At 65.7% G+C, this 22991-nt stretch carries 29 protein-coding genes and 1 tRNA gene; 7 read left to right on the top strand and 23 right to left on the bottom strand.

From position 1 onward, the window contains the following. A complete protein-coding gene (gene argH, locus WJS89_RS06775; protein WP_346341179.1) occupies positions 1-1371 on the top strand; it encodes an argininosuccinate lyase in 1371 nt (456 codons plus the stop codon). A 10-nt stretch (positions 1372-1381) separates the two neighbouring features. Here argH and WJS89_RS06770 read toward each other — a convergent pair. From WJS89_RS06770 to nusB, 8 genes are all read right to left on the bottom strand, one after another. Further along, positions 1382-1457: transfer RNA gene (locus tag WJS89_RS06770), tRNA-Phe, on the bottom strand. A gap of 42 nt (positions 1458-1499) precedes the next feature. After that, positions 1500-1679 carry a DNA gyrase inhibitor YacG gene (locus tag WJS89_RS06765; RefSeq protein WP_346340186.1) on the bottom strand — a complete coding sequence of 60 codons (180 nt, stop codon included), beginning with the start codon at positions 1677-1679 and terminating at the stop codon, positions 1500-1502. Beyond that, a complete protein-coding gene (locus tag WJS89_RS06760; protein WP_346340185.1) occupies positions 1669-2580 on the bottom strand; it encodes a ribonuclease E/G in 912 nt (303 codons plus the stop codon). The genes WJS89_RS06765 and WJS89_RS06760 overlap by 11 nt, the downstream gene beginning before the upstream one ends. Then, the gene (locus tag WJS89_RS06755) at positions 2577-3152 is read right to left on the bottom strand and encodes a Maf family protein (RefSeq protein ID WP_346341178.1); all 576 of its coding nucleotides are present in this window, start codon (positions 3150-3152) and stop codon (positions 2577-2579) included. The genes WJS89_RS06760 and WJS89_RS06755 overlap by 4 nt, the downstream gene beginning before the upstream one ends. A gap of 17 nt (positions 3153-3169) precedes the next feature. Beyond that, entirely contained in the window at positions 3170-3388 is a 219-nt protein-coding gene (gene infA, locus WJS89_RS06750; protein WP_147042814.1) for a translation initiation factor IF-1, read from the bottom strand. Positions 3389-3509: 121 nt separating this feature from the next. Next, complete coding sequence (locus WJS89_RS06745; protein WP_346340184.1) at positions 3510-5678, bottom strand: sodium-translocating pyrophosphatase; 2169 nt, start codon at positions 5676-5678, stop codon at positions 3510-3512. A 161-nt stretch (positions 5679-5839) separates the two neighbouring features. Continuing rightward, entirely contained in the window at positions 5840-6817 is a 978-nt protein-coding gene (thiL, locus tag WJS89_RS06740) for a thiamine-phosphate kinase (RefSeq protein WP_346340183.1), read from the bottom strand. A 63-nt stretch (positions 6818-6880) separates the two neighbouring features. Continuing rightward, complete coding sequence (gene nusB, locus WJS89_RS06735; protein WP_346340182.1) at positions 6881-7333, bottom strand: transcription antitermination factor NusB; 453 nt, start codon at positions 7331-7333, stop codon at positions 6881-6883. Positions 7334-7391: 58 nt separating this feature from the next. Here nusB and WJS89_RS06730 point away from each other — a divergent pair, with 58 nt between their 5' ends. Continuing rightward, entirely contained in the window at positions 7392-8426 is a 1035-nt protein-coding gene (locus tag WJS89_RS06730; protein ID WP_346340181.1) for a DUF2332 domain-containing protein, read from the top strand. A gap of 45 nt (positions 8427-8471) precedes the next feature. On the opposite strand, the gene WJS89_RS06725 is transcribed toward WJS89_RS06730, so the two are convergent. Genes WJS89_RS06725 through WJS89_RS06700 form a run of 6 tightly spaced genes read right to left on the bottom strand, consistent with a single transcriptional unit; the run spans position 8472 to position 12907 of the window. Further along, positions 8472-9359, bottom strand: a complete 888-nt coding sequence (locus tag WJS89_RS06725; RefSeq protein ID WP_346340180.1) for an alpha/beta fold hydrolase — start codon at positions 9357-9359, stop codon at positions 8472-8474. After that, positions 9356-10108, bottom strand: a complete 753-nt coding sequence (locus WJS89_RS06720) for a hypothetical protein (protein WP_346340179.1) — start codon at positions 10106-10108, stop codon at positions 9356-9358. The genes WJS89_RS06725 and WJS89_RS06720 overlap by 4 nt, the downstream gene beginning before the upstream one ends. A 59-nt stretch (positions 10109-10167) precedes the next feature. Then, positions 10168-11049 (bottom strand): pirin family protein, encoded by an 882-nt coding sequence (locus WJS89_RS06715; protein ID WP_346340178.1) that lies wholly within the window; start codon positions 11047-11049, stop codon positions 10168-10170. Continuing rightward, a complete protein-coding gene (locus WJS89_RS06710; RefSeq protein ID WP_346340177.1) occupies positions 11046-11756 on the bottom strand; it encodes a glutathione S-transferase in 711 nt (236 codons plus the stop codon). The genes WJS89_RS06715 and WJS89_RS06710 overlap by 4 nt, the downstream gene beginning before the upstream one ends. Then, positions 11753-12040, bottom strand: a complete 288-nt coding sequence (locus tag WJS89_RS06705; RefSeq protein WP_346340176.1) for a BolA family protein — start codon at positions 12038-12040, stop codon at positions 11753-11755. Before WJS89_RS06705 ends, WJS89_RS06710 begins: the two co-directional genes overlap by 4 nt. An 18-nt stretch (positions 12041-12058) precedes the next feature. Continuing rightward, positions 12059-12907: a DUF4349 domain-containing protein gene (locus WJS89_RS06700; protein ID WP_346340175.1), complete on the bottom strand. Its 849-nt coding sequence runs from the start codon at positions 12905-12907 to the stop codon at positions 12059-12061. 117 nt (positions 12908-13024) lie between these two features. Here WJS89_RS06700 and WJS89_RS06695 point away from each other — a divergent pair, with 117 nt between their 5' ends. After that, entirely contained in the window at positions 13025-13612 is a 588-nt protein-coding gene (locus WJS89_RS06695) for a J domain-containing protein (RefSeq protein WP_346340174.1), read from the top strand. On the opposite strand, the gene WJS89_RS06690 is transcribed toward WJS89_RS06695, so the two are convergent. From WJS89_RS06690 to WJS89_RS06660, 7 genes are all read right to left on the bottom strand, one after another. Then, complete coding sequence (locus tag WJS89_RS06690; protein ID WP_346340173.1) at positions 13609-14334, bottom strand: SIMPL domain-containing protein; 726 nt, start codon at positions 14332-14334, stop codon at positions 13609-13611. The two genes, WJS89_RS06695 and WJS89_RS06690, sit on opposite strands and share 4 nt — an antisense overlap. A 75-nt stretch (positions 14335-14409) precedes the next feature. Further along, positions 14410-15069 carry a dihydrofolate reductase family protein gene (locus WJS89_RS06685; RefSeq protein WP_346340172.1) on the bottom strand — a complete coding sequence of 220 codons (660 nt, stop codon included), beginning with the start codon at positions 15067-15069 and terminating at the stop codon, positions 14410-14412. Next, positions 15069-15419: a GFA family protein gene (locus WJS89_RS06680; protein ID WP_346340171.1), complete on the bottom strand. Its 351-nt coding sequence runs from the start codon at positions 15417-15419 to the stop codon at positions 15069-15071. The genes WJS89_RS06685 and WJS89_RS06680 overlap by 1 nt, the downstream gene beginning before the upstream one ends. A gap of 3 nt (positions 15420-15422) precedes the next feature. Further along, positions 15423-15908: a VOC family protein gene (locus tag WJS89_RS06675; RefSeq protein WP_346340170.1), complete on the bottom strand. Its 486-nt coding sequence runs from the start codon at positions 15906-15908 to the stop codon at positions 15423-15425. Between the two features lie 11 nt (positions 15909-15919). Beyond that, positions 15920-16711, bottom strand: a complete 792-nt coding sequence (locus tag WJS89_RS06670; RefSeq protein ID WP_346340169.1) for a VOC family protein — start codon at positions 16709-16711, stop codon at positions 15920-15922. Between the two features lie 13 nt (positions 16712-16724). Continuing rightward, on the bottom strand, positions 16725-17081 hold the full coding sequence (locus WJS89_RS06665; RefSeq protein WP_346340168.1) for a DUF1428 domain-containing protein: 357 nt from the start codon (positions 17079-17081) through the stop codon (positions 16725-16727). Next, the gene (locus tag WJS89_RS06660) at positions 17078-17509 is read right to left on the bottom strand and encodes a VOC family protein (protein ID WP_346340167.1); all 432 of its coding nucleotides are present in this window, start codon (positions 17507-17509) and stop codon (positions 17078-17080) included. The genes WJS89_RS06665 and WJS89_RS06660 overlap by 4 nt, the downstream gene beginning before the upstream one ends. A gap of 81 nt (positions 17510-17590) precedes the next feature. On the opposite strand from WJS89_RS06660, the gene WJS89_RS06655 reads away from it, so the two are divergent. The 4 genes from WJS89_RS06655 (at position 17591) to WJS89_RS06640 (ending at position 22200) form a co-directional block, all read left to right on the top strand. Beyond that, on the top strand, positions 17591-18253 hold the full coding sequence (locus WJS89_RS06655; protein WP_346340166.1) for a winged helix-turn-helix transcriptional regulator: 663 nt from the start codon (positions 17591-17593) through the stop codon (positions 18251-18253). Positions 18254-18298: 45 nt separating this feature from the next. Next, the gene (gene cobS / locus WJS89_RS06650; protein ID WP_346340165.1) at positions 18299-19303 is read left to right on the top strand and encodes a cobaltochelatase subunit CobS; all 1005 of its coding nucleotides are present in this window, start codon (positions 18299-18301) and stop codon (positions 19301-19303) included. A gap of 1 nt (position 19304) precedes the next feature. Continuing rightward, positions 19305-21125 (top strand): cobaltochelatase subunit CobT, encoded by a 1821-nt coding sequence (gene cobT, locus WJS89_RS06645; RefSeq protein WP_346340164.1) that lies wholly within the window; start codon positions 19305-19307, stop codon positions 21123-21125. A gap of 208 nt (positions 21126-21333) precedes the next feature. Then, positions 21334-22200 carry an esterase-like activity of phytase family protein gene (locus WJS89_RS06640; protein ID WP_346340163.1) on the top strand — a complete coding sequence of 289 codons (867 nt, stop codon included), beginning with the start codon at positions 21334-21336 and terminating at the stop codon, positions 22198-22200. On the opposite strand, the gene rpmB is transcribed toward WJS89_RS06640, so the two are convergent. Together rpmB and WJS89_RS06630 are read right to left on the bottom strand one after the other, a co-directional pair. Then, on the bottom strand, positions 22197-22496 hold the full coding sequence (gene rpmB / locus WJS89_RS06635) for a 50S ribosomal protein L28 (RefSeq protein ID WP_346340162.1): 300 nt from the start codon (positions 22494-22496) through the stop codon (positions 22197-22199). The genes WJS89_RS06640 and rpmB overlap by 4 nt on opposite strands. A 147-nt stretch (positions 22497-22643) precedes the next feature. Continuing rightward, positions 22644-22922: a hypothetical protein gene (locus WJS89_RS06630; RefSeq protein ID WP_346340161.1), complete on the bottom strand. Its 279-nt coding sequence runs from the start codon at positions 22920-22922 to the stop codon at positions 22644-22646. Between the last annotated feature and the right edge of the window lie 69 nt (positions 22923-22991).

Here is a 22991-nt window from a genome sequence, read left to right as displayed (position 1 = left end):
ATGTGGGGCGGCCGGTTCGACGGCGCGCCCGACAAGGTGATGGAGGCCATCAACGCGTCGATCGGCTTCGACAAGCATCTCTGGCGGCAGGACATCCGCGCGAGCAAGGCGCATGTCGCGATGCTGGGCGCTCAAGGCATTATCGCTGAAGACGAAGCGGCGCGCATTGCGGACGGGCTCGACGCGGTCGCGGCCGAATATGAAGCGGACGGGGTGGCCGAAAATCCGGCGCTCGAGGACATTCACATGCATGTCGAGGCGCGGCTCGCCGAGATCATCGGCCCCGCTGCGGGACGGCTCCACACTGCCCGCTCGCGCAACGACCAGGTCGCCACCGACTTCCGCCTGTTCGTGCGCGAGGCCTGTGCGGAAGCCGACGCGATGCTGTGCGCATTCCAGCACGCGCTGCTCGACCGCGCCGAGGAGCATTGCGACACGATCATGCCGGGCTTCACCCACCTTCAGTCGGGACAGCCCGTGACGCTGGGGCACCATCTCATGGCCTATGTCGAGATGGCGGGACGGGACCGCTCGCGCTTCCGCGACGCGGCCATGCGGATGAACGAATGTCCTTTGGGCGCCGCCGCGCTCGCCGGCACATCCTTCCCCATCGACCGCGAGGCGACGGCGCAGGCGCTCGGCTTCGATCGCCCGATGCGCAATTCGATCGACGCGGTCAGCGATCGCGACTTCGCGCTCGACTATCTCATGGCCGCGACCGCTTCGGCGCTGCACCTCTCACGGCTGGCGGAAGAGATCGTCATCTGGGCGAGCCAGCCCTTCGGTTTCGTCAAATTGCCCGACGCCTGGTCGACGGGGAGTTCGATCATGCCGCAGAAACGCAATCCCGATGCCGCCGAACTCGTGCGCGGCCATTCGGGGAGGGTGCTGGGAGCGCTGGTGGCCTTCGCCACGATGCTCAAGGGTCTCCCGCTCGCCTATGCAAAGGACCTGCAGGACGACAAGCCGCCCGTTCTGGAAGTGCGGGGCCTGCTGACACTGTCGCTGAAGGCGATGACCGGCATGATGGAGACGCTCGTCTTCGTGCCCGAACGTCTGCGCGCTGCGGCGGGCGCGGGTCATCCGACCGCAACCGACCTTGCCGACTGGCTCGTGCGCGAAAAAGAGGTGCCGTTCCGCGAGGCGCATCACGTCGCGGGCGCGGTCGTGGCGCTGGCCGAGCGGCGCGGGGTGGACCTGGCCGACCTCGACGCCGCAGCGCTTGCCGATGTGGATGCGCGACTGACGGCCGACGTCAGGACCGTGCTCGGACTCGATGCCTCGGTCGCCGCGCGCACGAGCTTCGGAGGCACCGCGCCCGAACGCGTGCGCGCGGCGATCGCCGAGGCGCGTTCGAGGCTCGAAGACTGATGGGGGGAAGTGGTGCCCAGGGACGGGATCGAACCGCCGACACTGCGATTTTCAGTCGCATGCTCTACCAACTGAGCTACCTGGGCATCTGACGCCGCTCGGGAAGAGCGGTCCAGCGAGTGGGCCGTCTAGCTATCCTCAGGAGGACTGTCCAGCCCTTCTTCGACGATGCTGGGGCCGGGAATGCGATAGCCGTCGCCGAGCCACGCCAACAGGTCGCGATCCTTGCAGCCGCGGCTGCAGAACGGGCGATGTTCGGGGTCGGTCGTCTTCTTGCAGACGGGACAGGTCGAAGGCTTAGCCGGCATACCCGCCCGACATGGCGAGGCCCGGGTCCGCCTTCAAGGTCACACCGCCGCCCGTCTTGCGGGAAAGCGCGTCGATCCAGTGGTGACGGGCCTCGAGAGCCGCAATGACGGCGGGGTGGGCGTGGAGCGTGGCGGGGCCCACGTGGGACGCGGCGCGCCGAAGCATCGCGCGGGCTTCGAACGCGGCGCGGTCGTTTGCGAGGTCGATCAGGCTGGCGCGCGTTTTGGGCCGCACGACCTGCACGAAGCCATAGCCGTTCATCTGCGTGCGCTCGCATCCGTCCGGCAGATAGCTGTCGAGGATCGACCCGATTTTCTGCCGTGCGGTCTTGCCCTCGAGGCTCGGGAAATCGATCCCGATCGCGCCGCCGAGGTCGAGGCGGCGGATGGCGGTGGCGGTGGCCCAGGCGGCCATTTGCGCGAGCTTGTCGGGAACGAGCCAGCCGTCCACGTCGATCATGGTCATGGCGGCAGTCGGTTCGATGCGGAGCTGGCCTCCATCGAAATCGACGAGGCCGGTGCGGGCCTCTTCGAGCAGCTCGTCCCAGCCGTGAATGACGCTCTCCACGCCCTCGGCGAGCGGGGGGGCGTCCATTGCATCCTCGTCGGTCTGGACGGCAAGCGCGCGCTTCCAGGGTTCGGTGCCGATGCTTTCACGCGTGACGCGGATTCGCATGGTGGCACCCTCGGAGATGCCGCTGGCACCGCGTGGAAGGAGGAATTGTTCTCCCTTCGCCTCGACTGTCACACGCGGTGCGATGGCGAGCAGTTTGGCATCGAGGACGGTGCCGGCTGGCGTAACGCCGTCGCGTCGGACTCGGGCTTCCACGATGGCGCCGGAGGCATCGAGCCGTGCGGCGCGCGTTTCGCCGATGCCGTGTTCGAGGATCCAGTCGCTCACGGCAGATCGTATCCGGCGGCCTTCAGCATATGTCGCACTTCACCGACCGGAAGGCCGACGACGTTGGAATGGCTGCCGTGAATGAAGCGGACATAGACCTCGCCATAGCCCTGCAGGCCATAACCGCCGGCCTTGCCCATCCATTCCTCGGGCATCGCGGCGTAAGCCTCGATCTCCTCGCGGGACAGGCGCTTTATGACGACGATGGTTTCGACGGTGCGCTCCCATATGCGGCCGTCGGGATGGACGAGACAGGTGCCGGTATAGACGCGATGGCGGCGGCCCGAGAGCAATTCGAGGCATTCGCGCAGGGTCGCCTCGTCCTCCGCCTTGGGGAGAATGCGCCGACCGACCGCGACGACCGTATCGCCCGCCAGCACGAGTGCATCGGGATGCCGCGCCGCGACCGCCGCCGCTTTTTCGCTCGCGAGGCGCTGCGCGTGCGGTTTGGGCAGTTCGCCGGGCTGCGGCTCCTCGTCGATATCGGCGGGATCGACAACGTCTGGCGCGGCATGGATGCGCGCGAGCAGGTCGCGGCGGCGCGGGCTGGCCGAGGCGAGGACGAGTTTCATCACGGGGGGCGTTGGCCCTATTTGAAGCGGTAGGTGATGCGGCCCTTGGTAAGGTCGTAGGGCGTCAGTTCGACGAGCACTTCGTCGCCGGTTAGGACGCGGATGCGGTTCTTGCGCATCTTGCCCGCGGTGTGACCGAGGATCTCGTGGCCGTTCTCCAGCTCGACGCGGAACATCGCATTCGGCAGCAGCTCGACCACCCGTCCACGCATCTCGAGAAGTTCTTCTTTGGCCAAGAATGATCCTTTCATGGTGTCTGAGTGAAAAGCGCCTTTAGCGGCAAAGGCGCTGAAATGAAAGCGGGAGCGTGGTTTCGCGCCACGCCCCCGCTCTTCTACAGATGGTGTCCCGATTGGACTAGATCAAGCCATGTCCCGCGCCCGCAAGCGCTGCGAGCAGCAGGATCGCGACGATGTTGGTGATCTTGATCATCGGATTGACGGCCGGACCCGCGGTGTCCTTGTAGGGATCGCCGACCGTGTCGCCGGTGACGGCAGCATGGTGCGCGTCCGAACCCTTGCCGCCGTGATTACCGTCCTCGATATACTTCTTGGCATTGTCCCATGCGCCGCCGCCCGAGGTCATCGAGAGAGCGACGAACAGGCCCGACACGATCACGCCGAGAAGCAGGGCGCCCAGCGCCGCAAAGCCGTTCTCCTGGCCCGCGACGGCGGTGATCGCGAAGTAGATCACGACGGGTGCCAACACCGGAAGCAGCGAGGGGAGCACCATTTCCTTGATCGCCGCCTTGGTGACGAGATCGACCGTGCGCGCATAATCGGGGCGCTCGGAGCCATCCATGATGCCCGGCTTGTCCTTGAATTGCTGGCGGACGTCGACGACGACATCACCCGCCGCACGTCCGACCGCGGTCATGCCCATCGCGCCGAACAGGTACGGCAGCAAGGCCCCTAGCAGCAGTCCGACGATGACGTACGGATTCTCGAGACTGAAATCGACGTCCGAGCCCGGGAAATATTTCCGAAGATCGGTCGTGTAGGCGGCGAACAGGACGAGTGCGGCAAGCGCGGCCGAGCCGATGGCATAGCCCTTAGTGACGGCCTTGGTCGTGTTACCGACCGCGTCGAGAAGATCGGTTTTCTCGCGCACGCTTTCATCGAGCCCCGACATTTCGGCGATGCCGCCGGCATTGTCGGTGACGGGACCGTAGGCGTCCAATGCGACGACCATGCCCGCAAGGCTCAGCATCGCGGTTGCCGCATAGGCGAGGCCCATGAGCCCGGCGAGCTGGAAGCTGGCGATGATCCCGATGACGAACAGGATCGTGGGCAGCGCGGTCGCCTCGAGGCTGATCGCGAGACCCTGGATGACGTTGGTGCCGTGACCCGTTTCCGACGCCTTGGCGATCGACTTCACCGGGCGGTAGTTGGTGCCGGTGTAATATTCGGTGATCCAGATGATGAGCCCCGTCACCGCCAGACCGATCATCGAGCAGAGGAACAGGTCCATGCCGGTGAAGGCGGCGAGGGTCGTCGTGCCTTCCTCGGCGATCGGCGCGCCGGGATCGACGTCGGTGATGACCCCGCCGATCTGGGCACTCATGTCGCCCAATGCATATTGGATCGCGAGATAGATAAGCGGAATGGCGAGGATCGCCGAAACGAGGAAGCCCTTGTACATCGCCGCCATCACGTTCGACGAACCGCTGCCGAGGCGGACGAAATAGGTGCCGATGATGCTGGTGACGATGCACGCGCCGCCGATCAGCAACGGGAGCGCCATCAGCGGCACCAGAAGGTCGCCCACGACGCCGCCGAGCAGCAGCGCGGTCAGAACCATCGTGATGCCAACGGTGACGACATAGGTTTCGAACAGATCGGCCGCCATGCCCGCGCAGTCGCCGACATTGTCGCCGACGTTGTCCGCGATCACGGCAGGGTTGCGGGGATCGTCCTCGGGAATGCCCGCTTCGACCTTGCCGACGAGGTCGGCGCCGACGTCGGCCGCCTTGGTGAAGATGCCGCCCCCGAGACGCGCGAAGATCGACACGAGCGACGCCCCGAGCGCAAGTGCGGTGAGGCCGATGACGACGGTGGAGCTGTCCGCTTCCAGACCGGCGGGGCCGATGAGATAGGCGAAGAAGCCGGCGATCGCGAGCAATGCGAGGCCGACCACCAGGAGGCCCGTGACCGCGCCCGAGCGGAACGCCATCGTCAGGCCGGCCTGGAGACTGTTGGAGGCGGCGTGGGCGGTGCGCACGTTGGCTCCCACCGAAACGTTCATGCCGATAAAGCCTGCAAGGCCGGAAAGAACCGCGCCGATGATGAAGCCGATCGCGGCGACGACGCCGAGGAACAGGAGAACCAGCACGGCGACGATCACGCCCACGATGGTGATCGCGGTATACTGGCGCTTGAGGTAGGCCTTGGCGCCTTCCTGGATGGCGCCCGCCACCTCGATCATGCGATCATTGCCCGCCGGTGCGCTCAGCACCTGGCGACTGGTCAGGATGCCATAGAGGCAAGCGAACACCCCGCAGGCGAGCGCGATCAGAACCAAATTCATGCTTTTTGTCCCCCAACTGACGTGACCCGGAGAGGTCCCCGTTTTAAATCAGGGCAACAGGTGTAACGGGAAGTTCGGCAGGCGCAAGCGGCTAGACGAGCAGCAGTGCGGCGAGGCTCCCCGAGAGGAGGCCCGCGATCCCGATGACGGCGCGGCGAAGATCAAGTGCCGTGATGTTCATGGCCGAGCCTTTCGGGCAGATCGACCGGCACGTCGCCATCGAAGAGGGCAAGGCCGGTGCCGGACGCCAATCGCCCGACGGTGGCCATGATGGTGCGAGGCGGTAAACAAAGTCTTAAGGCTTCGACGCCCTGCTCGGGAAGCGCGGCGAGCAGCGCATAATCGTCGCCCGCCGTGGCGGCGAAAAGGCGCGCGTCGCGGCCGCGGCCACGCGCTTCGACGAACGCGCGGCTCAAGGGAACGCTCGCCAGGTCGATTTCGGCGGCCAGTCCGGAGGCCGCGGCGAGCCGGCGGGCATCGAGGAGCAGGCCGTCGGACACATCCATCATGGCATTGACGCGTGCCGCGATGGCGCCGCCTGCGGCCAGTTGGGGGACGGGTCGGTGGTAGATGTCGACGAGCGCGCCCGAGGCGCCTGCGTCGGCGACGAGTTGTGCCAGCCCGGCCATCGCATCGCCCAGAGTCCCCACGACCACGAGATGATCTCCCGCTTTGGCGCCGTCGCGTCGCGGGGCATCCGTCCGGCGACCGATGACGGTCATGCCGAGGACGCGCGGCGCGCCCGGAGGCAAAGCGATCGTGTCCCCGCCCAAGAGCGGAAGTCCATAGCTTTCCCCCGCCGCCGCGACGCCCGAAAGGAACCGCTCTTCCCACTCCCCAGCCTGCATCTTGTCGGGCGTGTCGCCGATGGTGAGCGAGAGGAGCGCTCCGACGGGTTCGGCGCCTTTTCCTGCAAGATCGGACAGGTTTACCGCAGCGAGCTTCCAGCCCACGCTCTCGGGAGGGTCCTCGGGGCGGTAATGGACGCCTTGCGCGATCGTGTCATGGCTGAGGACAAGGTCACCCAGATGCGCGGCGTCGTCGGCGAGTCCTGCCGCCGCCGGATGCGTGGCCATGGCGCGCAGATGCTCGATCAGGCGGGCTTCGAGGCTCTTCGAAGGTGGCGCGAACTTTGTCATGGTCGCGGCCAATCTTGCACGGCGATCCGCCGATGCCAATCGCCGCGCCTTCGACCGGCTTGCCTAAGCCGCGCCGCGCGCATCCTTGGCGATGGCGTCGAGGAGGCCGTTGACGAAACCCTTTTCCTTCTTGTCGTAGAAGGCGTCGGCGACGTCGAGATATTCGTCGATCACGGTGGCGCGCGGGACGTCGGGACGGGCGATCAGTTCGTAGGTCCCGGCGCGCAGGATAGCGCGCATCGGCTTGTCCAGCCGCTCCATCTTCCAGCCTTCCGCAAGTTTCGCGGCGATCCGCTCGTCCACATCGGCGGCGCGGGCGATGACCCCCGCGACGAGATCGTCGAAGAAGAGCACTTCGGCCTCGACATAGGTCTCGCCCTCGATGGTCGCGCCGAGGCGATGCTCGTGAAACTCGTGGATGAGCTGCGCGGTGGGCGTGCCTTCCATGTCGCGCTGGTAGAGCGCCTGGACGGCGGCGAGGCGCGCGGCGGAACGGGAGTTGGAACGGCTGGTCATGGGGTGCGCATGTGCGACCAAGCGCGTATGTAATCAACCCCGAACGAAAGCCGACACGATGACCACGCCAGCCGCCGCCTTCGCCAACCAGGTCGACTATTGTCGTGCCAACGGGGCACCGCTGACGGCGGCGATCGTCAAGGCGATCTGGGCACGCGTCGCACCCGGAAGTGCGCTGGGGCGGGCGTTGCACGAATGGCCGGGCGATCCGCTGGCCGACGTGCTGCCGCTGCGGGTGGCGGCGGGGGTGCGCGCGTTGCACCTGTCGGGCGCGGCGAGCGAACTGGCCCCGCTCTACCGCGGCGAATTGACGCGGGACGCGCTGTCCGATGCGATCGCCTCGGTGCTCGTCGATCATGAGGCTGCGATCCTGCCGTGGCTGAATGGACCGCCACAGACCAACGAGGCGGGACGCTCGGCGGGGCTGATGGCGGGACTGTTGTGGTTGTCGGCGAACGGGTTCGGCGAGCGGTTCGAACTGATCGAGATCGGTTCGAGCGCGGGGATCAACCTGATGATGGACCGCTTCGGCTTCGATCTCGGCGGCGTTCGGGTGGGTGACCCCGAAAGCCCGGTGCAGATCGCGCCGCGCTGGGAGGGCGCTCCGCCGCCCGACGCGCCGGTCGGGATCGTATCGCTCGTCGGGTGCGACCGCGATCCGATCGATCTGGCGAGCGCGGCGGGAAGGGTGCGGTTGGCCGCCTATGTCTGGCCCGAGATGAAAGCGCGGCTGACGCTGCTCGAGCAGGCATGTGCGCTCGCGGACGCAAGGGCGCCAAGAGTGGCCGAGGCCGATGCGGCGGATTTCGTCGAGGCGCAGCTTTCGCAACCCCAGGCGTCCGGCGTGACCCGCGTGCTGATGCACAGCCTCGTGTGGCAATATCTACCAGACGCAACACAGGATCGCATCCACAGCGCGATGGACGCAGCGGGTGCGAAGGCCGATTCGGAGCGACCGCTGGCGTGGCTGTCGCTGGAGGGCGATCGCACCTTGTTGCAGCACCGGCTGCATGTGAGGGCGTGGCCGGGCGGGGATAGGGTGGAACTGGCGCGGGCCCATGCGCACGGGGCTTGGGTGGAGTGGCGGATCTAGGCACCGCGCTCGGATCGGACAGGGCTCCGGCTTTCGCTAGGCACGTCAGGGGGCGAGGAAGTCGCGAAGGGCGGCGGCGACGGGTTCGGGCTTTTCCCACGGCACGAAATGGCCCGCGCCCTCGACGCGCTCGATGGTGAGGTCGTCGATGAGCGTGTCGAGGCCGTCCAGCTGGCAGGGTAGGAGCGCCTTGTCCTTCAATCCCCAGACGATCAGTGTCGGGATGCGGATGGTGGGCACGCCGTTCAGGACCCAGTCGGGATAGGCGACGCCGCGTTCGTCCGGTTCGGGAACGAGGATCGGGCTGGCGCGATACCAGGCGAGCATGCCCTCGAGCGCGCCGTCCTCGGACCATTGGTCGATGGTGATCTTGCGCTCGTCTGCGGCGATCGCATTGAGATCGACATGGGGGGTAAAGCTTTTGTCGAAGAAGGTCTCCATCCCCATCGCGCGGATCTGCTCTTCCATGCCGGTTTCGCGGAAGCGGCGCATATACTGGCTGGCCTCGCGTTGATCCGGATCGTCGATGAGGGTGCGCTGGAAGACGAGCGGATGGGGCGAATTGATCGCGACGAGCTTCCCGATATGGGGCCCGCCGCGGAGCGCCGCTGCCCACGCGACCGCGCCGCCCCAGTCGTGGCCGACCAGGCTGAAGCGGTCGTGACCGAAATGATCGGCGAGCTGGAGCAGGTCGGCGATCGGCTTGTCGGTACGATAATCTTCGATATCGGCGGGCTTGTCCGACCCGCCGAACCCGCGCTGGTCGGGCATGACAAGGCGGAACGCGTCTTCCAGCAGCGGCACGAGCGCGCGCCAGGTGCGATGCGATTCGGGGAAGCCGTGAAGCAGGTAGACGGGCGGCGCATCTTTGGGACCGGCGGTCGCGACGTTCAACGTGATGCCGTCGGGCAGCGTTACGTGCTGTGTCTTCAAAGCTCTCCGACCAGCAGCGCTTTGGGCTCGTCCGGATGCATGGGCGGCCCCGGGACGGGCTGATAATAATGCATCATCAGGACAGGTGAGGCCGGAGACGGCGCGGGCATATAGCGCAACACCCATTGCGGCGAGACCATCGTGTCTTCGATCGTCATGTCGGCGACCACCAACTTGTAGAAGGCTCCGTTTCGATCCCCATAGGGTTCGAGCTTCCACGCATCGTCGAGATCGATGCTCTTCAGCGTCTCGTGGACGTCGTCGCCGCATTTGCCCTGTTTGGTATCATCACGACAATAGAGTCCGGCAGCCGGCGCGCCGGTCTTCCGCGCGCGGATGTCACCGATCTCGGCCAGAACGCGCCGTGCATTGGCGAGATCTGCCGCGCTGTCGACGCGCACCCAGCCCTCGGTCCCCCCGCAAGCATCGCCCGGTCGGAAACTCAGCTCGGACCGGACGCGGTGCAGTTTCACGGCGTCGCCGGTTCGGTCGCTGCCGTCGAAGCTGGCCACATAGCTGCGACGCACGCATTGCCCCTCGGCATCGGCGACGCCTTCTTCGGCAAGCAGGATCGTCGAGATGCGGCCGTCGCTCCTGAAATTGATGCGATGTCCGGACATGGGGCCGTGGTCGTCAACGAGGATCGTATTGGCGAGTTCGCTACTGTCCATCGCGCGGGCTTGATCGGCGGTCAGTTCGACGTCGGGGCCGGCGAGCGAGGCGGCAATGAGGAATGCGAACGTCAACATAGTGCGGGCTCCTACGATCGCGTGATACCCTGTTACACGGCAGGCCGCGTGTCAAACCGTTACGGATAGCTGACCGTCTTGGGGACGTCCGGGATGGGAATCCGTGCGTCCGCGTCGCCCGGGACGATCGGAAAGCGCTGTTCCTTCCAGTCATGCTTGGCCTGGTTGATCCGATCGCGGCTCGACGACACGAAATTCCACCAGACATGACGCTTGGTCGCGAAGGCTTCGCCGCCCAGCAACATCGCGCGGCCCTTGCCCTTCAGCGTCATCGCTTCGCCGGGCGCGAGAACGTACAGCGTGAACGGCTCGAGCGGCTGGTCGTCGAGCCGGACGGTGCCTTCGGTCACCAGCACCGCGCGCTCGTCGGCCTCGGCGTCGATCGGGATCGCGCCGTTGTCGAGGAGGATGTCGGCGTAGATGGTAGGGCTGTGCTGGAGCGTTCCGGCGGTCTTTCCCCAAAGGCTTCCCATGAGCACCCGTGCGGAAGCGCCGCCGTCCTCGACCAGCGGCAGTGCGTCGCCACCGACATGGTCGAAGGCGGGATCGATCTCTTCCTTGTCCTCGGGCAGCGCGAGCCAGGTCTGCATGCCGTAGAGCCTCGGCCCGTCGGCGCGCTCCTCATCCGGGCTGCGCTCGGAATGGACGATGCCCTTGCCCGCGGTCATCAGGTTGATCGCGCCCGGGCGGATTACCTGGCTGGTGCCGAGGCTGTCGCGGTGGTGGATCGCGCCTTCGAAAAGATAGGTGACAGTGGCGAGATTGATGTGCGGATGGGGCCGCACGTCCATGCCCTGTCCGGTCTCCATCTGCGCGGGGCCGAATTCGTCGACGAAGATGAAGGGTCCGACCATGCTGCGCGCCTTGGAGGGCAGGACCCGGCGCACCTTGAACGCGCCGAGGTCGTGAACGGTGGGGGTGATGTCGATCAGACCGGTCATGCGCCGTCGAGCTCCGGATAGTGACGGAAGATACCGTCTTCGTTGAAGGGAATGCGGCGATCGCTGTCCAGATAGGAGGCGATCCCGTCGAGCTGCGCCACCGCATCGCGGCAGGCGATCAACCGCGGATAGTCGCCTTCGAGCGACGCCATCCGCTTCGGAAAAGCGTAGCGCAGCCCCTCGACGAGCTGGAAAAGCGAGGTGTCGACGTGGGTCCAGTCTTCGCCTCCCGCGAAAGGACCCGCGTCGCGCGCCGACAGCGCGTCTTCGAAATAGGTGAAATATTTGGGCATCCGGTCGTCACGGAATTCCTTCGCGGCGCGCTCCGCCTCGGGTTCCTGGTCCTTGTAATAGGCGCCCTGCGCGACCGGGTGATGCGTGTCGTGCGCTTCGGCGACCACGTCGGTGATCGTCAACTGCACCTGCATCAGCGCGGACCCCTCGTGCGCATCCTTGCCGCCGAACCCGTGCTTCCCCGCGAGATAGGCGAGGATATGCGCGGTCTGGCTGACGACATGATCGCCGTCGACGAGATAGGGCGGCGCGTACGGGCGAAAACCCGACCGTGCCTCCATGTCTTCCACGAGCGCCTGCGCGTCGGTCTCGCGGGCGCGGTCGCGATAGTCCTGCCCGGCCGCTTCGAGCGCCAGCCGGACGAATTCGCCGCGGCCCTGGATCGAGGGCCAGTACCACAGATCGTAGCTCATGATCGTGCTTCTCCGGGTGTTTGCGCCTTGATGGCAAGCGCATGGATGGGATTGTCCATGAGGTCGCCCAATGCCTTGTAGACCATCCGCTGGCGCGCGACGCGGCTTTGGTCCTCGAATTGCGCCGAGACGATGTGCAGGCTCCAGTGCGTCTCGCCCGAGCCGTCATCGCCGGCGTGACCGGCATGCTTGGCGCTGTCGTTGTCGAGCCTGAGCGTCTCGGGTTGGAGCGCATTACGCAGGCGGCGAATGATTTCGGCTGAGGTGGTGCTGTCGTCGGTCATGGCAACCATACGCGCGGGCTAGGCTTCCGGCTCCCCGGGCGTGGTGCGGAGCGCCAACCATGCCCGTGCCGAACGCAGCGGGCGACTGCGCCAGATGACGAACAGAAGGGCGACCAGCAGCGCCCATGGTAACAGCGCGGCGGCTGCCGTCAGGACGATCCGAACCAGCGCGACCGTTGAAGCGACCAGCGCATGCCACGCCTGCTCGAGCGGGTTGTCGCCACCGAACCCCGGAACGCCGACATCGCCATAATAGGCAAAGCGCATCGGGGTGACGGCGAGACGCGCGCGCGCTTCGTCAGCTTGGATTGCGCTGGACCGGGCACGGTCGCGCAGTTCGGCGAGGCGGATGCGCAGACGGGCGGCTTCCTCGTCGGAGAGATTTTGCGCGGCGGAGAGCTGTGCCTCGATCGTCTCGATTTCGCTGCGGGCAGAGGATGCGTCGCGCGTCCCGCCCTCGATCAGCGACGACATGTCCTCGCCGTCGAATTGCATGCGCGCCAGCGCGCCCTCGGCCTCCTCCACGGCTTTGGTGGCATCCTTGCCGAAGACGCGCGCGATGCGCGGGTCGATGCGGATCTCCAGATTGGCGACGACCTCTTCGTCTGGGGTGATGCGATAGTCGAAGCCAGAGATGCGGCAGCGCGCGAGGCCAAGCTTCTCGCAGGCGGCGGCATGCGTTTCCTGGACGGCCGCGATGGCATCGTCGTCGAGCCGGTAATCGTAGGCGAAGGACATCGCGACATCGGGGGCCGCCTCGGGAGCGATATCGGGACCCGCCATGCTGTCGGCGGTATCATATTCTGCGCTACACGCGGACAGGGCAACCAGACCCGCGCAAACGGGCAACCACACATAATTTCGCATCAAAGCCTCCACTCTTCGTTGCGAAGACCCAATGCCGGGTGCAGATGAAACGTTCCATAGATGCGACGAGCCGTTGGTGCTGGAAAGTCGGGTAGGCGCGACTTATCTTATCACTTCATGGCTTCACGACAGACCAAATGGCACGGGCGCGTCGAGGATGCGCAGGAAGAATGCGCGCATCCCGGGTGCCGCGAGGCAGGGGAATTCCGGGCGCCGGTGACGTTCGGCGATTTCGATGGGCCGGGGCAATATCGCTTCCTGTGCCTTGAACATGTGCGCGAGCATAATGCGCGCTACGACTATTTCGCCGGCATGAGCGCCGAGGAAATCGAGGAGGAATGTTCGCCCATTCCGCGCCGCGAGCCCGGGGGAAAGCGGTTCGCCTTCCAGGCGGCAGGCGATCCAGGCCCACGCTGGGCCGACTTCGACGATCCGCTCGACGCGATCGCCGCGCGTTTTCGCGGCGGCGCGACGATGCGTGCCGCCAAGGCGCGATCGCGGTTCGGCGCCTCCGAGCAGGAGGCGCTGCACGTGCTGGGGTTGGGACACGATGCCACGATCGCCGACGTTCGCGCGGCCTATAAGAAACTGGTGCGTGCCTATCATCCCGACCGCAATGGTGGGGACCGGCGGCACGAGGCCCGGCTACGCGCGGTCATCGATGCCTACGACCGGCTGAAAGACGCGGACGCCTTCAGGGCCTAGTCGTCCACTGGCTCCAGCGCGAACGCCACCGTCACGCCGACGCGGCTCTGGTTCATGCCGGGCTGGAAGGGCGCAGTGCGGGTGACGGGCGGCGGGGCGGCGGCCGAAGTCTCCACCGCGACCGCATCGACCGGATAGGGACCATCGCCATAGCCCGCGCCGCCGTCGCGGATGGTGAGGATGCGGGTGACGCGCAGGCCTGCCGCTTCGGCGTAGGCGTCGGCGCGCAGGCGGGCATTCTCGTAGGCGTCGGCATAAGCGGCCTTGGTGGCGGCTTCCGGGTCGGACTGGGTCAGTTGCGGACCCGAGACGAGGTTGCCGCCCGCGTCGGTGACCGCGGTGACGGCCTCGCCCGCACGCTCGACGTCGCTCATGCGGATTTCGAGGATGTTGTAGGCGCGGTAGCGGCCGCGTTCGGGGCCATAGTCGATGCGCCCGACCGACAGGTTGCGGGTCTGCATCTTGTCTTCCGGAATGTCGAAATCGGCTAGGGCTGCCATCAGCTCCTGCATCTTCTGCGCATTGGCAGCATTGGCCGCCTTCGCCGAGCCCGCCATCGTCTCGACACCCACCGAGAAGCGCGCTTCGTCGGGGCGGTTCTCGGCTTGGCCGGTGGCCGAGACCGTCAGCAACGTCTCCTCACGATCGACCCCGCGCGGGTCGTCGGGCGATTGCTGGCAAGCAGCGAGGGCGAGAAGGGGGAGGGCAGACAACGAACGCATGGACGAAACTCCTGATGTGATAGTGTCACATCAGGAACGAGAGCAGCGTAAAGTCAACGGTTTTTCGCCGAACGCCTACCAGTGGCCGCGCGCCATCAAGTCCTGCCGAGGCCGCTCGCGCTCGCTCGTGGCCTGCTCGGCGATTGCCTGCGTGACGACCGGACCGACCGGCTCGTAGGTGGCGATGACGGTGTTCCCGGAGACGCGGTCTGCAATTTTGCGAAGCGTGCGGGCGGGGGTGCCGTCGCCGAACATGCGCTTGCCAGAGCCGAGCAGGATGGGGAAGGTCATGACGATCAGCCGATCGATCAGGTCGCGCTCCAGAAGTTGCGGATAGAGCGTGCTCGACCCCTGAATGATGATGTCGGGCCCGTCGCCGGCCTTGATGTCGGCGATGTCGTCGATCGAGACCTTGCGGCTGTTCTGCCATTCGAGCGGTGAGTCCGAGCCGGTCACGACATATTTGGTGCAGCGGTCGAAGGCGTCGCGCATGTCCGCCATCTCGTCGGGCGCATAAGGCCAGTAGGCGGCAAAGATGTCGTAGGTGCGGCGCCCCAAGAGCAGGTCGTAGTCGCGGCCGAACAGCTCGTCGAGTTCGGCCCCGAACCCCTCGTCGGCGAGCGGCGCCACCCAGCCCCCATGGTCGAAGCCCTGCGTCGGGTCCTCGGTGGGCCCGCCGGGGGCCTGCATGATGCCGTCGAGCGAGACGAACGCCGCGCCGATGATCGTGCGCATCAGAAGCTCGCTCCGTCGACCTTGTTGATCCTTAGCGCATCGAGATCGCATTCCATGACGCAGCGCATGTTCACCGCGACCATCTCGTTGCCCTCGCCATCGGTCCCGTGACCGAACGGATTACAGCCGCAATGGGCGCAGAACTGGTGGTGGATGGCGTGTCGGTTGAACGTATAGTCCGACACGGCGTCGGGCTCCCCCTCTACCTCCGCCTGGTCGGCGGCCACGAAATGCAGCAGGTGGCCCTTGCGCCGACAGATCGAGCAATTGCAACTCATCGCCTCACTCGGCATCTCGCCCTCGATGGTCGCCTTGACCTTGCCGCAATGGCAACTTGTCTCGAATGCCATGTCCTATTCCGCTCCTTCGACCGCCGCTTCGATCGTCGCGAGGTCAATTCGTACCATCGGCATCATCGCCTCGAACGCCGCTTTCGCTTGCGGTCCGCCCGCCGCCAGCGCCTCATTCAGCACCCGCGGCGTAATCTGCCAGCTATAACCGTACGGATCGGTAATCCAGCCGCACTGCACTTCGCTGCCACCTGCCGCCAGGATCGCGTCCCAAATGCGGTCCGTTTCCGCCTGATCCGCGGTCTCGACCATGAAACTCACCGCCATCGACGGCTTGAAGTCCACCTCGCCGCCGTTGAGCAGCTGGAAATCGCGTCCACAGATGACGAGGTCGATCAAGATCGGGTCGCCCTCCTTGCCGTTCGGGTAGTCGCTCGGCGCCGGTATAGGCTCAGACAAACTGCTATCCGGGAACGTCTCGACATAGAATCGCGCTGCCGCCTCGATGTCTTTCTCGAACCACAGAACCGTGCGAAGCTTCTTGTCCATCTCCGCTTCTCCTACTTGCGCGGGCCGAGGATCGAGACCATCGCGCCCTGAGGATCCATTGCTTGGAAGACATATTCGCCGCCGGGGATGTCCATCGGGCCGTTGATGATCTGTCCGCCCTTGTCGGCGACGTACGTGGCGGCCGCATCGATGTCGGGCACGCGGAAATAATAGGCCCAGAGCGAAACGGGCATGTCGTCGGGCTTCTTCATCATCGCGCCGAACATGAAGTCGCGGTCCGCGCCGTTGCGGTACATCTGGTAGGTGCCCATCGGGCCCATCTCCATCGCGTCGGCCTTCTCCCACCCGAACAGCGCGGAATAGAAAGCGTGCGCGGCTTCGGGGTCGGCGGTGACGAGCTCGTTCCACGCGCAATGGCCGACGCACGGTTCGGTCGCGGCGAAGGCGGTGCTGCCTTCGTCCGAATTGCCGCGCATGACATAGAAGGGCGCGCCCTGCGGGTCGGCGCAGAAGGCGAAGCGGCCGACGTCCGGAATGTCGTCGGGACCCATCAGCACTTTGCCGCCGAGATCGGCGACCTTGGCGGCGGCCGCGTCGACATCGTCGACTGCGATATAGCCGGACCAGAGCGGGCGGGCGCCGCCTTCGATCATCTCTGATGTCAGCGCCATCAGGCCGCCGACCTCGGGCCGTCCCATGCCGAACATGCGATAGTCCATCCCCGGCTGGCCGCTATCGCTGAACGTCCAGCCAACAAGCCCTTCGTAGAAGGCCTGTGCCGCGTCGGCGTCGCTGGTCAGCAGTTCGTACCAGATGAAATCTCCATGCGTATCGAGCGCCATCTTTTGTCTCCCCTCAGGCCTCTTTCCACACGATCGGCTCGAAGCCGCCGTAGACCATGCGCTTGCCGTCGAAGGGCATGTCGCCGAAGTCGGCCATGCGCGGGTCTTCCATCATCTTCGTCTCGGCGGCCTTGGCGGTGTCCTTGTCCTTCCAGGTCACCCAGCTGAAGACAATCTTTTCGCCCTCCTCGGCTTTGACCGATCGGCGGAAGTCGGTGGTGTGGCCGTCCTGAACGTCGGCCTCCCAGCACTCGACCTGGCTCAGCGCGCCGAAGTCCTTCGCCAGTTCCCAGAATTTCTCGGCGGTCTCGATATAGGCCTGCTTGTTGTCGGCGGGCACGGCGAGGACGAATCCGGTCACGTAGGTCATGCGTCTGCTCCTTCAGGGGTGGGCGTGTCGGCCGTCGCGGCGGGGTCCATGAAGAGGGTTTCCCAGATGTGGCCGTCCGGGTCCTCGAACGCGCCGCCGAACATCGGGCCCTGCGCCTCGACCTTTCGGGTTTCGGTGCCGCCCGCTTCGACCGCGCGGCGGTGGACGTCCTCGACCGCTTCCTTGCTGTCGAACGAAACGCACAGAAGCGCGCCGCTGGTCGTCTTCGCGTCGATGATCTTCTTGTCGGTGAAGGTCGAATAGAAGCCATGATCGAGCAGCATCACCCAGATGGTGTCGGACCATTGCATCCCCGAAGCCTGTTCGTTGGAGAAGGTCTCGTTCTTTTCGAACCCGATCGCCTCGTAGAAGCGGGTAGCGGCGGCGACGTTGGCAACCGGCAGGTTGATGTAGATCATCTTGGCCATGGGCATTCCTTTCGTTCGAGTCGGGCAATGGGATAAAGTCCGTAGTTGTAAATTACAACCATGATGTTACATTAGGTAACGATGAAGCGACCGGACGAGACGAGACGCCGATATGACGACGCCTGCGGGACAGCGCATGCGCTCGAACTGCTGGGCGAGCGCTGGACCTTGCTGGTGCTGCGCGAACTGATGCTGGGACCGCGGCGCTTCTCGGAGCTGCGCGCCGACCTGCCGGGGATTTCCGCGCGTGTGCTGACGCAGCGGCTGGAAGAGATGGAGGCGAAGGGGCTGGTGGCGCGCCGGATGCTGCCGCCTCCCGTCAACGCACAGGTCTATGACGCCACCGACTGGGGACGCGAGGCCGAGCCGATCCTGCAGGAGATGGGTCGCTGGGCCGCGCGGAGCCCGGGGCACGATCCGCGATTGCCGATCAGCGCGGTGTCGGTGCTACTGAGTTTCCGGACCATGCTCGATGGCGCTCGGGCAAGCGAACGGGACATGGTGCTGCAGTTCGTGCTGTCGGGACGGCCTTATATCGGGCGGCTGGATAAGGGCCGTCTCGTGATCGATCCCGGCGAGGCCGATGCGGCAGACGTGACGATCCGCGCTGCGCCCGAAGCCCTGGTCGCGGTTGCCTATGGCGGCGCGCCCTTTTCGCTCATCGAAATAGAAGGCGATGTCGAAGCGGCCGCCCGTTTCCTCTCCCTCTTCTCGCTGCCCGAGAAAGTGGCGGCGCCCGCCTAAAGTCCGCCATTGAGGCTTTGGGCGCTTGCCCTTAAGTCGGTCGCCATGAACGATCCTGCAAACGCCTCCTTCGACAACGACGACGCCACCATCCTGCCCGCGCCCGATACCGAGGTCAGCGCGCGCGAGGTTTTCGGGGTCGACAGCGACATGATGGTCCCGGCCTTTTCCAAGGCCGACCGCCGCGTGCCCGATGCGGATCCGGCCTATGTCTTCGATCCCGATACGACGATGGCGATCCTCGCAGGCTTCGCGCACGACCGGCGCGTGATGGTGCAGGGCTATCACGGGACGGGAAAATCGACGCATATCGAGCAGGTCGCGGCGCGCCTCAACTGGCCGCTTATCCGCATCAACCTCGATGCGCATATCAGCCGCATCGACCTCGTCGGGCGCGACGCGATCGTGCTCGAGGACGGCCAGCAGGTTACCAAGTTCAAGGAAGGCCTGCTGCCGTGGTGCCTGCAGCATCCCGTTGCGCTCGTGTTCGATGAATATGACGCCGGTCGGCCCGACGTGATGTTCGTCATCCAGCGTGTGCTGGAGACCGAAGGCAAGCTAACGCTGCTCGACCAGAACCGGGTGATCCAGCCCAACCCGAACTTCCGCCTGTTCGCGACCACGAACACGGTCGGCCTCGGGGATACGACGGGCCTCTATCATGGCACGCAGGCCATCAACCAGGGCCAGATGGACCGCTGGAACATCGTGACGACCCTGAACTACTTGCCCGCCGAGACCGAGGCGCGGATCGTGCTCGCCAAGTCGGGCGAATATGACAAGCCCGAAGGCAAGAAGACCGTCGAGCAGATGATCAAGGTCGCCGACCTGTCGCGTCAGGGTTTCATCAACGGTGATATCTCGACCGTCATGAGCCCGCGCACGGTGATCAGCTGGGCGCAGAACGCGCTGATCTTCGGCGATGTCGGCTATGCCTTCCGCGTCTCGTTCCTCAACAAGTGCGACGAGAGCGAGCGGCCGGTGATCGCCGAATATTATCAGCGCGTCTTTGGCGACGATCTGCCCGAGAGCGTGGCGAGCCGCGCCTGACGTGGGCGCGCCCGACAATCTCGACGATTTCCGCCGTGCGCTGACGGGCGCGGCGCGGGCGCTGGCGCGCGACGAGGCGCTCGAGGTGAATTTCGCGGAGAGCGGGCGTGGCCCGAGCGAAGGACGCGTCCCCTCGCCGGGACCGGATCTGGCGCCGGGGCCTGTCGCCGAGGCGCGCGGAGCGGCCGATGCCTTGGCCTTGAGGGCGCGTCTGCATGATGCGGGCACGCACGCGGCGCGGGCGCCGGCGGATGTCGAGGCGCGGGCGATCTACGATGCGCTGGAGACGGCCCGCGTCGAGGCGCTGGGGGCGAGCGAGTTTCCGGGCGTTGCGGCCAACCTCGATGCGCATGGCATTGCGCGGGTGCGGGCGAGTGCCCTGATGCGGGCCCGTTCGGCCGAGGAAGTCCCCCTGGAGGTAGCACTGGGTCTGATCGCGCGCGAGCGGCTGACCGGCAAGCCCTCCCCCGATGTCGCCGTCAAGAAACTCGACCTCGTACGCGACATGATCGAACAGAAGGCAGGCAAGCGGCTGAACGCTTTGGGCGCGGACCTGAGCGACCAGCACGCCTTCGCGCAGACCATCCGGCGCATCCTCGAGGATCTCGACTTCCAGCTCGATGACGACGATGGCGAGGCGGAAGACCCCGAGGAAGAAGACGAGGACAGCGATCCGCAGGGCGACGACAGCCAGGACGAGGGCGACGAGGAGGACGATGCCGGCGACGACGACGGCGATCCCGAACAGCGTCCGCAGGAGGACGACGGCGCCGAAGACGGCAATGCCGAGATGGACGAGAGCGATCTGCCCGAAGACATGGGCGAGGACGCCGAGCAGGGAGAGGCGCCGCGGCAGGGACGGCGTCCCGATTGGGCCGAAGCGCCGCGCGAAGGCTATCGGGTCTTCACCACGGCGCATGACGAGATCGTCCATGCGGAGGAGCTTTGCGACGCCGAGGAGCTGGATCGCTTGCGTGCCTATCTCGACAACCAGATGGCGGGGCTGGCCGGAGTCGTGACGCGACTCGCCAACCGCCTGCAGCGGCGACTGATGGCGCAGCAGGCCCGTAGTTGGGCGTTCGACCAGGAAGAGGGGCTGCTCGACGCGGCACGGCTGGCGCGCGTGGTGGTGAGCCCGACGCACAACCTGTCCTACAAGATCGAGCGCGAGACGGACTTCAAGGATACGGTCGTAAGCCTCTTGATCGACAATTCGGGCTCGATGCGCGGGCGGCCGATCTCGATCGCCGCGATCTGCGCGGACATTCTCGCGCGTACGCTCGAACGCTGCGGAGTGAAGTCGGAGATCCTCGGCTTCACGACCCGCGCCTGGAAGGGTGGCCTTAGCCGCGAGGATTGGCGCGCAGCGGGTTGTCCGCCGGGGCCGGGGCGGCTCAATGACCTCAGGCATATCGTCTACAAGCAGGCCGACGAACCCTATCGCCACGCGCGCCGGCCCTTGGGCCTGATGATGCGCGAAGGATTACTCAAGGAGAATATCGACGGCGAGGCGCTGGTCTGGGCCCACCAGCGGCTGATCGCGCGTCCCGAGGAGCGGCGGATTCTCATGGTGATCTCCGACGGCGCACCCGTTGACGATTCGACCGGTTCGGCCAATTCCGGGACCTATCTCGAAAGCCATCTGCGGCAGGTGATCGACTGGATCGAAACCCGCTCGCCGGTCGAGTTGTCGGCGATCGGCATCGGTCACGATGTCACGCGCTATTACGAACGGGCAGTCACGATCATGGATGCCGAACAGCTGGGAGGCGCGCTCATCGAGCAACTCGCCGGATTATTCGACTTCGAGATGCGCGGATAAAAATAGGCCCGGCGCGGATTGCTCCGAACCGGGCCCCCCTCGTTACGCGACGCGAGGGTTTTCATGGACAAGGGAAAAGGGGAAAACCTTGTCGTTGGAAGTAGTTATAGGTGATTCGCCTGTACGAAGGGCTGAATAGTCAATGCAGCTAGCGTTCAGGATTTTCGGGGTGACGGCACTGGCGTCGTGCGTCCTGTTCGCGGATTCCATGACGAAGCGTCTGCCGCTGCCGCGCGACATGACGGGTTCGCACGAGATGCGGATCGTGCCCGCAAGAATCGACGGCAGCGATCTTCCGCGGGGCTGGACGCTCAAGGGCGCCTGGCGCGTAGCCGAGCGTCACGTGCAATTCCGCGGGATCTCGGGACTGGATTTTCGCGGCGACTGGATGATCGCCGTGACCGACAACGGATTGGCGCTCGGTTTTCCGGCTCCGACAGGGCCGGGGCGAATTCCCGTCCGCACGCGGATCGCGAGTGAGGACTCGCGGCTCTTCGATGCGGAGAGCGTCGTGGCGCGCGATGGCGCCTTGTGGATCGCCTACGAGATGCGTCCACGCCTCGTGCGGATCGTGCGCGACGAAGAGCGCGAATGGCCGCTCCCCGGATTTTCCGATGACAATGAAGGCGCGGAAGCCATGTTCGACGGCCAGCGCGGACTGACGCTGCTGGGCGAGGACGGGACGACCGCGGCGCGTTTTGATCGCGCGACGGGAAAAGTGTCAGGCGTCGCGTTCGAGGGTGCGACATGGTCGCCGACGGGCGCGGCGGCATGGCCCGGCAGGCCCGGCGGCCTGTTGCTCCAGCGCCGGCTCGGACTGCGCGGATTCGAAGCCGGGATCGCCAGCATCGAGGAAGGCGCCGAAGGGATCCGTGTAGGACCGATGCGGCGGCTCGGCATTGCGTGGAACGACAATGCGGAAGGCATTGCCATCCGCCCGCGCACAGGCGGCGGCTACGAGGTCTGGATCGTGACTGACGACAATAACCGTGCGCCGCAGCGCACGATCTTCGTTCAGTACGAGCTGGAAGAAGACGCCTGGCCGTTCACGGCCGGAGCGGACGCGGAAGACTAGGCTTCGGCTTCCTGGCTCTTCTTGGCCTTGGCAATCTCGCGCTTGAGCTTGGCTGCCTTGTCCGAGAGCTTCTCGGCTTTGGTCTTCATCAGCCAGTTGTCGAGCCCGCCATTATGTTCGACCGAGCGAAGGCCCGCGGTCGAGACACGCAGCTTCACGCGGCGGTCGAGCGTCTCGCTCAGCAACGTGACGTTCTGCAGGTTGGGCAGGAATACCCGCTTGGTCTTGTTGTTGGCGTGGCTAACATTGTTGCCCACCAGCCGGCCCTTGCCGGTCAGTTCGCAGATGCGCGACATCGTCTTTTCCCGTCAATTGAAGCGGTGGCCCATTCACGTGGGCCTTCAAAGCGCGACCCGTTAGCGCGGCGTACCGTGAAGGTCAACCGACTTGGCGAAACGAGACGCTTGTGTCGGAAACCCGACAGTCCCTTTCGCGTTGGGTCATCAAATGGTTCGAAACAACGAGGTTTTGTCGTGCGCGCTTTGGTTGCCACCGCTGTCGTCATCCTGATTGCCCTGCTTGCGGCGATCGGTCTGGGTGCGTTCAATCAAGGCACGGACAGTACGAAGGAAGCCGAGTTCGAGGATGGTCGCATCGACATTGAACTGATTGGCGGCAAGGGTCCGGGCTTCGATGTCGAGACCGGAAGCGCCGCGCCCGGCGAGCGCGAACGACAGCCGGGGGCGGAGCCTTCGGGAAGGCAGGCCGCAGCGGACGATCAATCTTCAAGCGATCAATTTGAAAGCGGCGAAACGGCCGAGGGGTCCGGGCCGCGCGCGCAGCAGCCGCGC

This window comes from Sphingomicrobium aquimarinum, from assembly GCF_039655735.1.
GTDB lineage: Bacteria > Pseudomonadota > Alphaproteobacteria > Sphingomonadales > Sphingomonadaceae > Sphingomicrobium > Sphingomicrobium aquimarinum.
The sequence above is the reverse complement of the archived record's forward strand: the minus strand, read 5'-3'. Positions and strand labels throughout refer to the sequence as shown.

What these genes read in the sequence shown, in the direction of transcription:
- thiL (WP_346340183.1), bottom strand. Translation starts at nt 6,817, where the DNA reads ATGACAAAGTTCGCGCCACCTTCGAAGAGCCTCGAAGCCCGCCTGATC.
- WJS89_RS06700 (WP_346340175.1), bottom strand. Translation starts at nt 12,907, where the DNA reads ATGCGAAATTATGTGTGGTTGCCCGTTTGCGCGGGTCTGGTTGCCCTG.
- WJS89_RS06710 (WP_346340177.1), bottom strand. Translation starts at nt 11,756, where the DNA reads ATGAGCTACGATCTGTGGTACTGGCCCTCGATCCAGGGCCGCGGCGAA.
- WJS89_RS06730 (WP_346340181.1), top strand. Translation starts at nt 7,392, where the DNA reads ATGACCACGCCAGCCGCCGCCTTCGCCAACCAGGTCGACTATTGTCGT.
- argH (WP_346341179.1), top strand. Translation starts at nt 1, where the DNA reads ATGTGGGGCGGCCGGTTCGACGGCGCGCCCGACAAGGTGATGGAGGCC.
- WJS89_RS06675 (WP_346340170.1), bottom strand. Translation starts at nt 15,908, where the DNA reads ATGGACAAGAAGCTTCGCACGGTTCTGTGGTTCGAGAAAGACATCGAG.
- WJS89_RS06655 (WP_346340166.1), top strand. Translation starts at nt 17,591, where the DNA reads ATGAAGCGACCGGACGAGACGAGACGCCGATATGACGACGCCTGCGGG.
- WJS89_RS06755 (WP_346341178.1), bottom strand. Translation starts at nt 3,152, where the DNA reads ATGAAACTCGTCCTCGCCTCGGCCAGCCCGCGCCGCCGCGACCTGCTC.
- WJS89_RS06745 (WP_346340184.1), bottom strand. Translation starts at nt 5,678, where the DNA reads ATGAATTTGGTTCTGATCGCGCTCGCCTGCGGGGTGTTCGCTTGCCTC.
- WJS89_RS06765 (WP_346340186.1), bottom strand. Translation starts at nt 1,679, where the DNA reads ATGCCGGCTAAGCCTTCGACCTGTCCCGTCTGCAAGAAGACGACCGAC.
- WJS89_RS06670 (WP_346340169.1), bottom strand. Translation starts at nt 16,711, where the DNA reads ATGGCGCTCGATACGCATGGAGATTTCATCTGGTACGAACTGCTGACC.
- WJS89_RS06690 (WP_346340173.1), bottom strand. Translation starts at nt 14,334, where the DNA reads ATGCGTTCGTTGTCTGCCCTCCCCCTTCTCGCCCTCGCTGCTTGCCAG.
- WJS89_RS06720 (WP_346340179.1), bottom strand. Translation starts at nt 10,108, where the DNA reads ATGTTGACGTTCGCATTCCTCATTGCCGCCTCGCTCGCCGGCCCCGAC.
- WJS89_RS06705 (WP_346340176.1), bottom strand. Translation starts at nt 12,040, where the DNA reads ATGACCGACGACAGCACCACCTCAGCCGAAATCATTCGCCGCCTGCGT.
- WJS89_RS06685 (WP_346340172.1), bottom strand. Translation starts at nt 15,069, where the DNA reads ATGCGCACGATCATCGGCGCGGCGTTCGTCTCGCTCGACGGCATCATG.
- cobS (WP_346340165.1), top strand. Translation starts at nt 18,299, where the DNA reads ATGAACGATCCTGCAAACGCCTCCTTCGACAACGACGACGCCACCATC.
- WJS89_RS06680 (WP_346340171.1), bottom strand. Translation starts at nt 15,419, where the DNA reads ATGGCATTCGAGACAAGTTGCCATTGCGGCAAGGTCAAGGCGACCATC.
- WJS89_RS06715 (WP_346340178.1), bottom strand. Translation starts at nt 11,049, where the DNA reads ATGACCGGTCTGATCGACATCACCCCCACCGTTCACGACCTCGGCGCG.
- WJS89_RS06640 (WP_346340163.1), top strand. Translation starts at nt 21,334, where the DNA reads ATGACGAAGCGTCTGCCGCTGCCGCGCGACATGACGGGTTCGCACGAG.
- rpmB (WP_346340162.1), bottom strand. Translation starts at nt 22,496, where the DNA reads ATGTCGCGCATCTGCGAACTGACCGGCAAGGGCCGGCTGGTGGGCAAC.
- WJS89_RS06665 (WP_346340168.1), bottom strand. Translation starts at nt 17,081, where the DNA reads ATGACCTACGTGACCGGATTCGTCCTCGCCGTGCCCGCCGACAACAAG.
- WJS89_RS06695 (WP_346340174.1), top strand. Translation starts at nt 13,025, where the DNA reads ATGGCTTCACGACAGACCAAATGGCACGGGCGCGTCGAGGATGCGCAG.
- nusB (WP_346340182.1), bottom strand. Translation starts at nt 7,333, where the DNA reads ATGACCAGCCGTTCCAACTCCCGTTCCGCCGCGCGCCTCGCCGCCGTC.
- WJS89_RS06660 (WP_346340167.1), bottom strand. Translation starts at nt 17,509, where the DNA reads ATGGCCAAGATGATCTACATCAACCTGCCGGTTGCCAACGTCGCCGCC.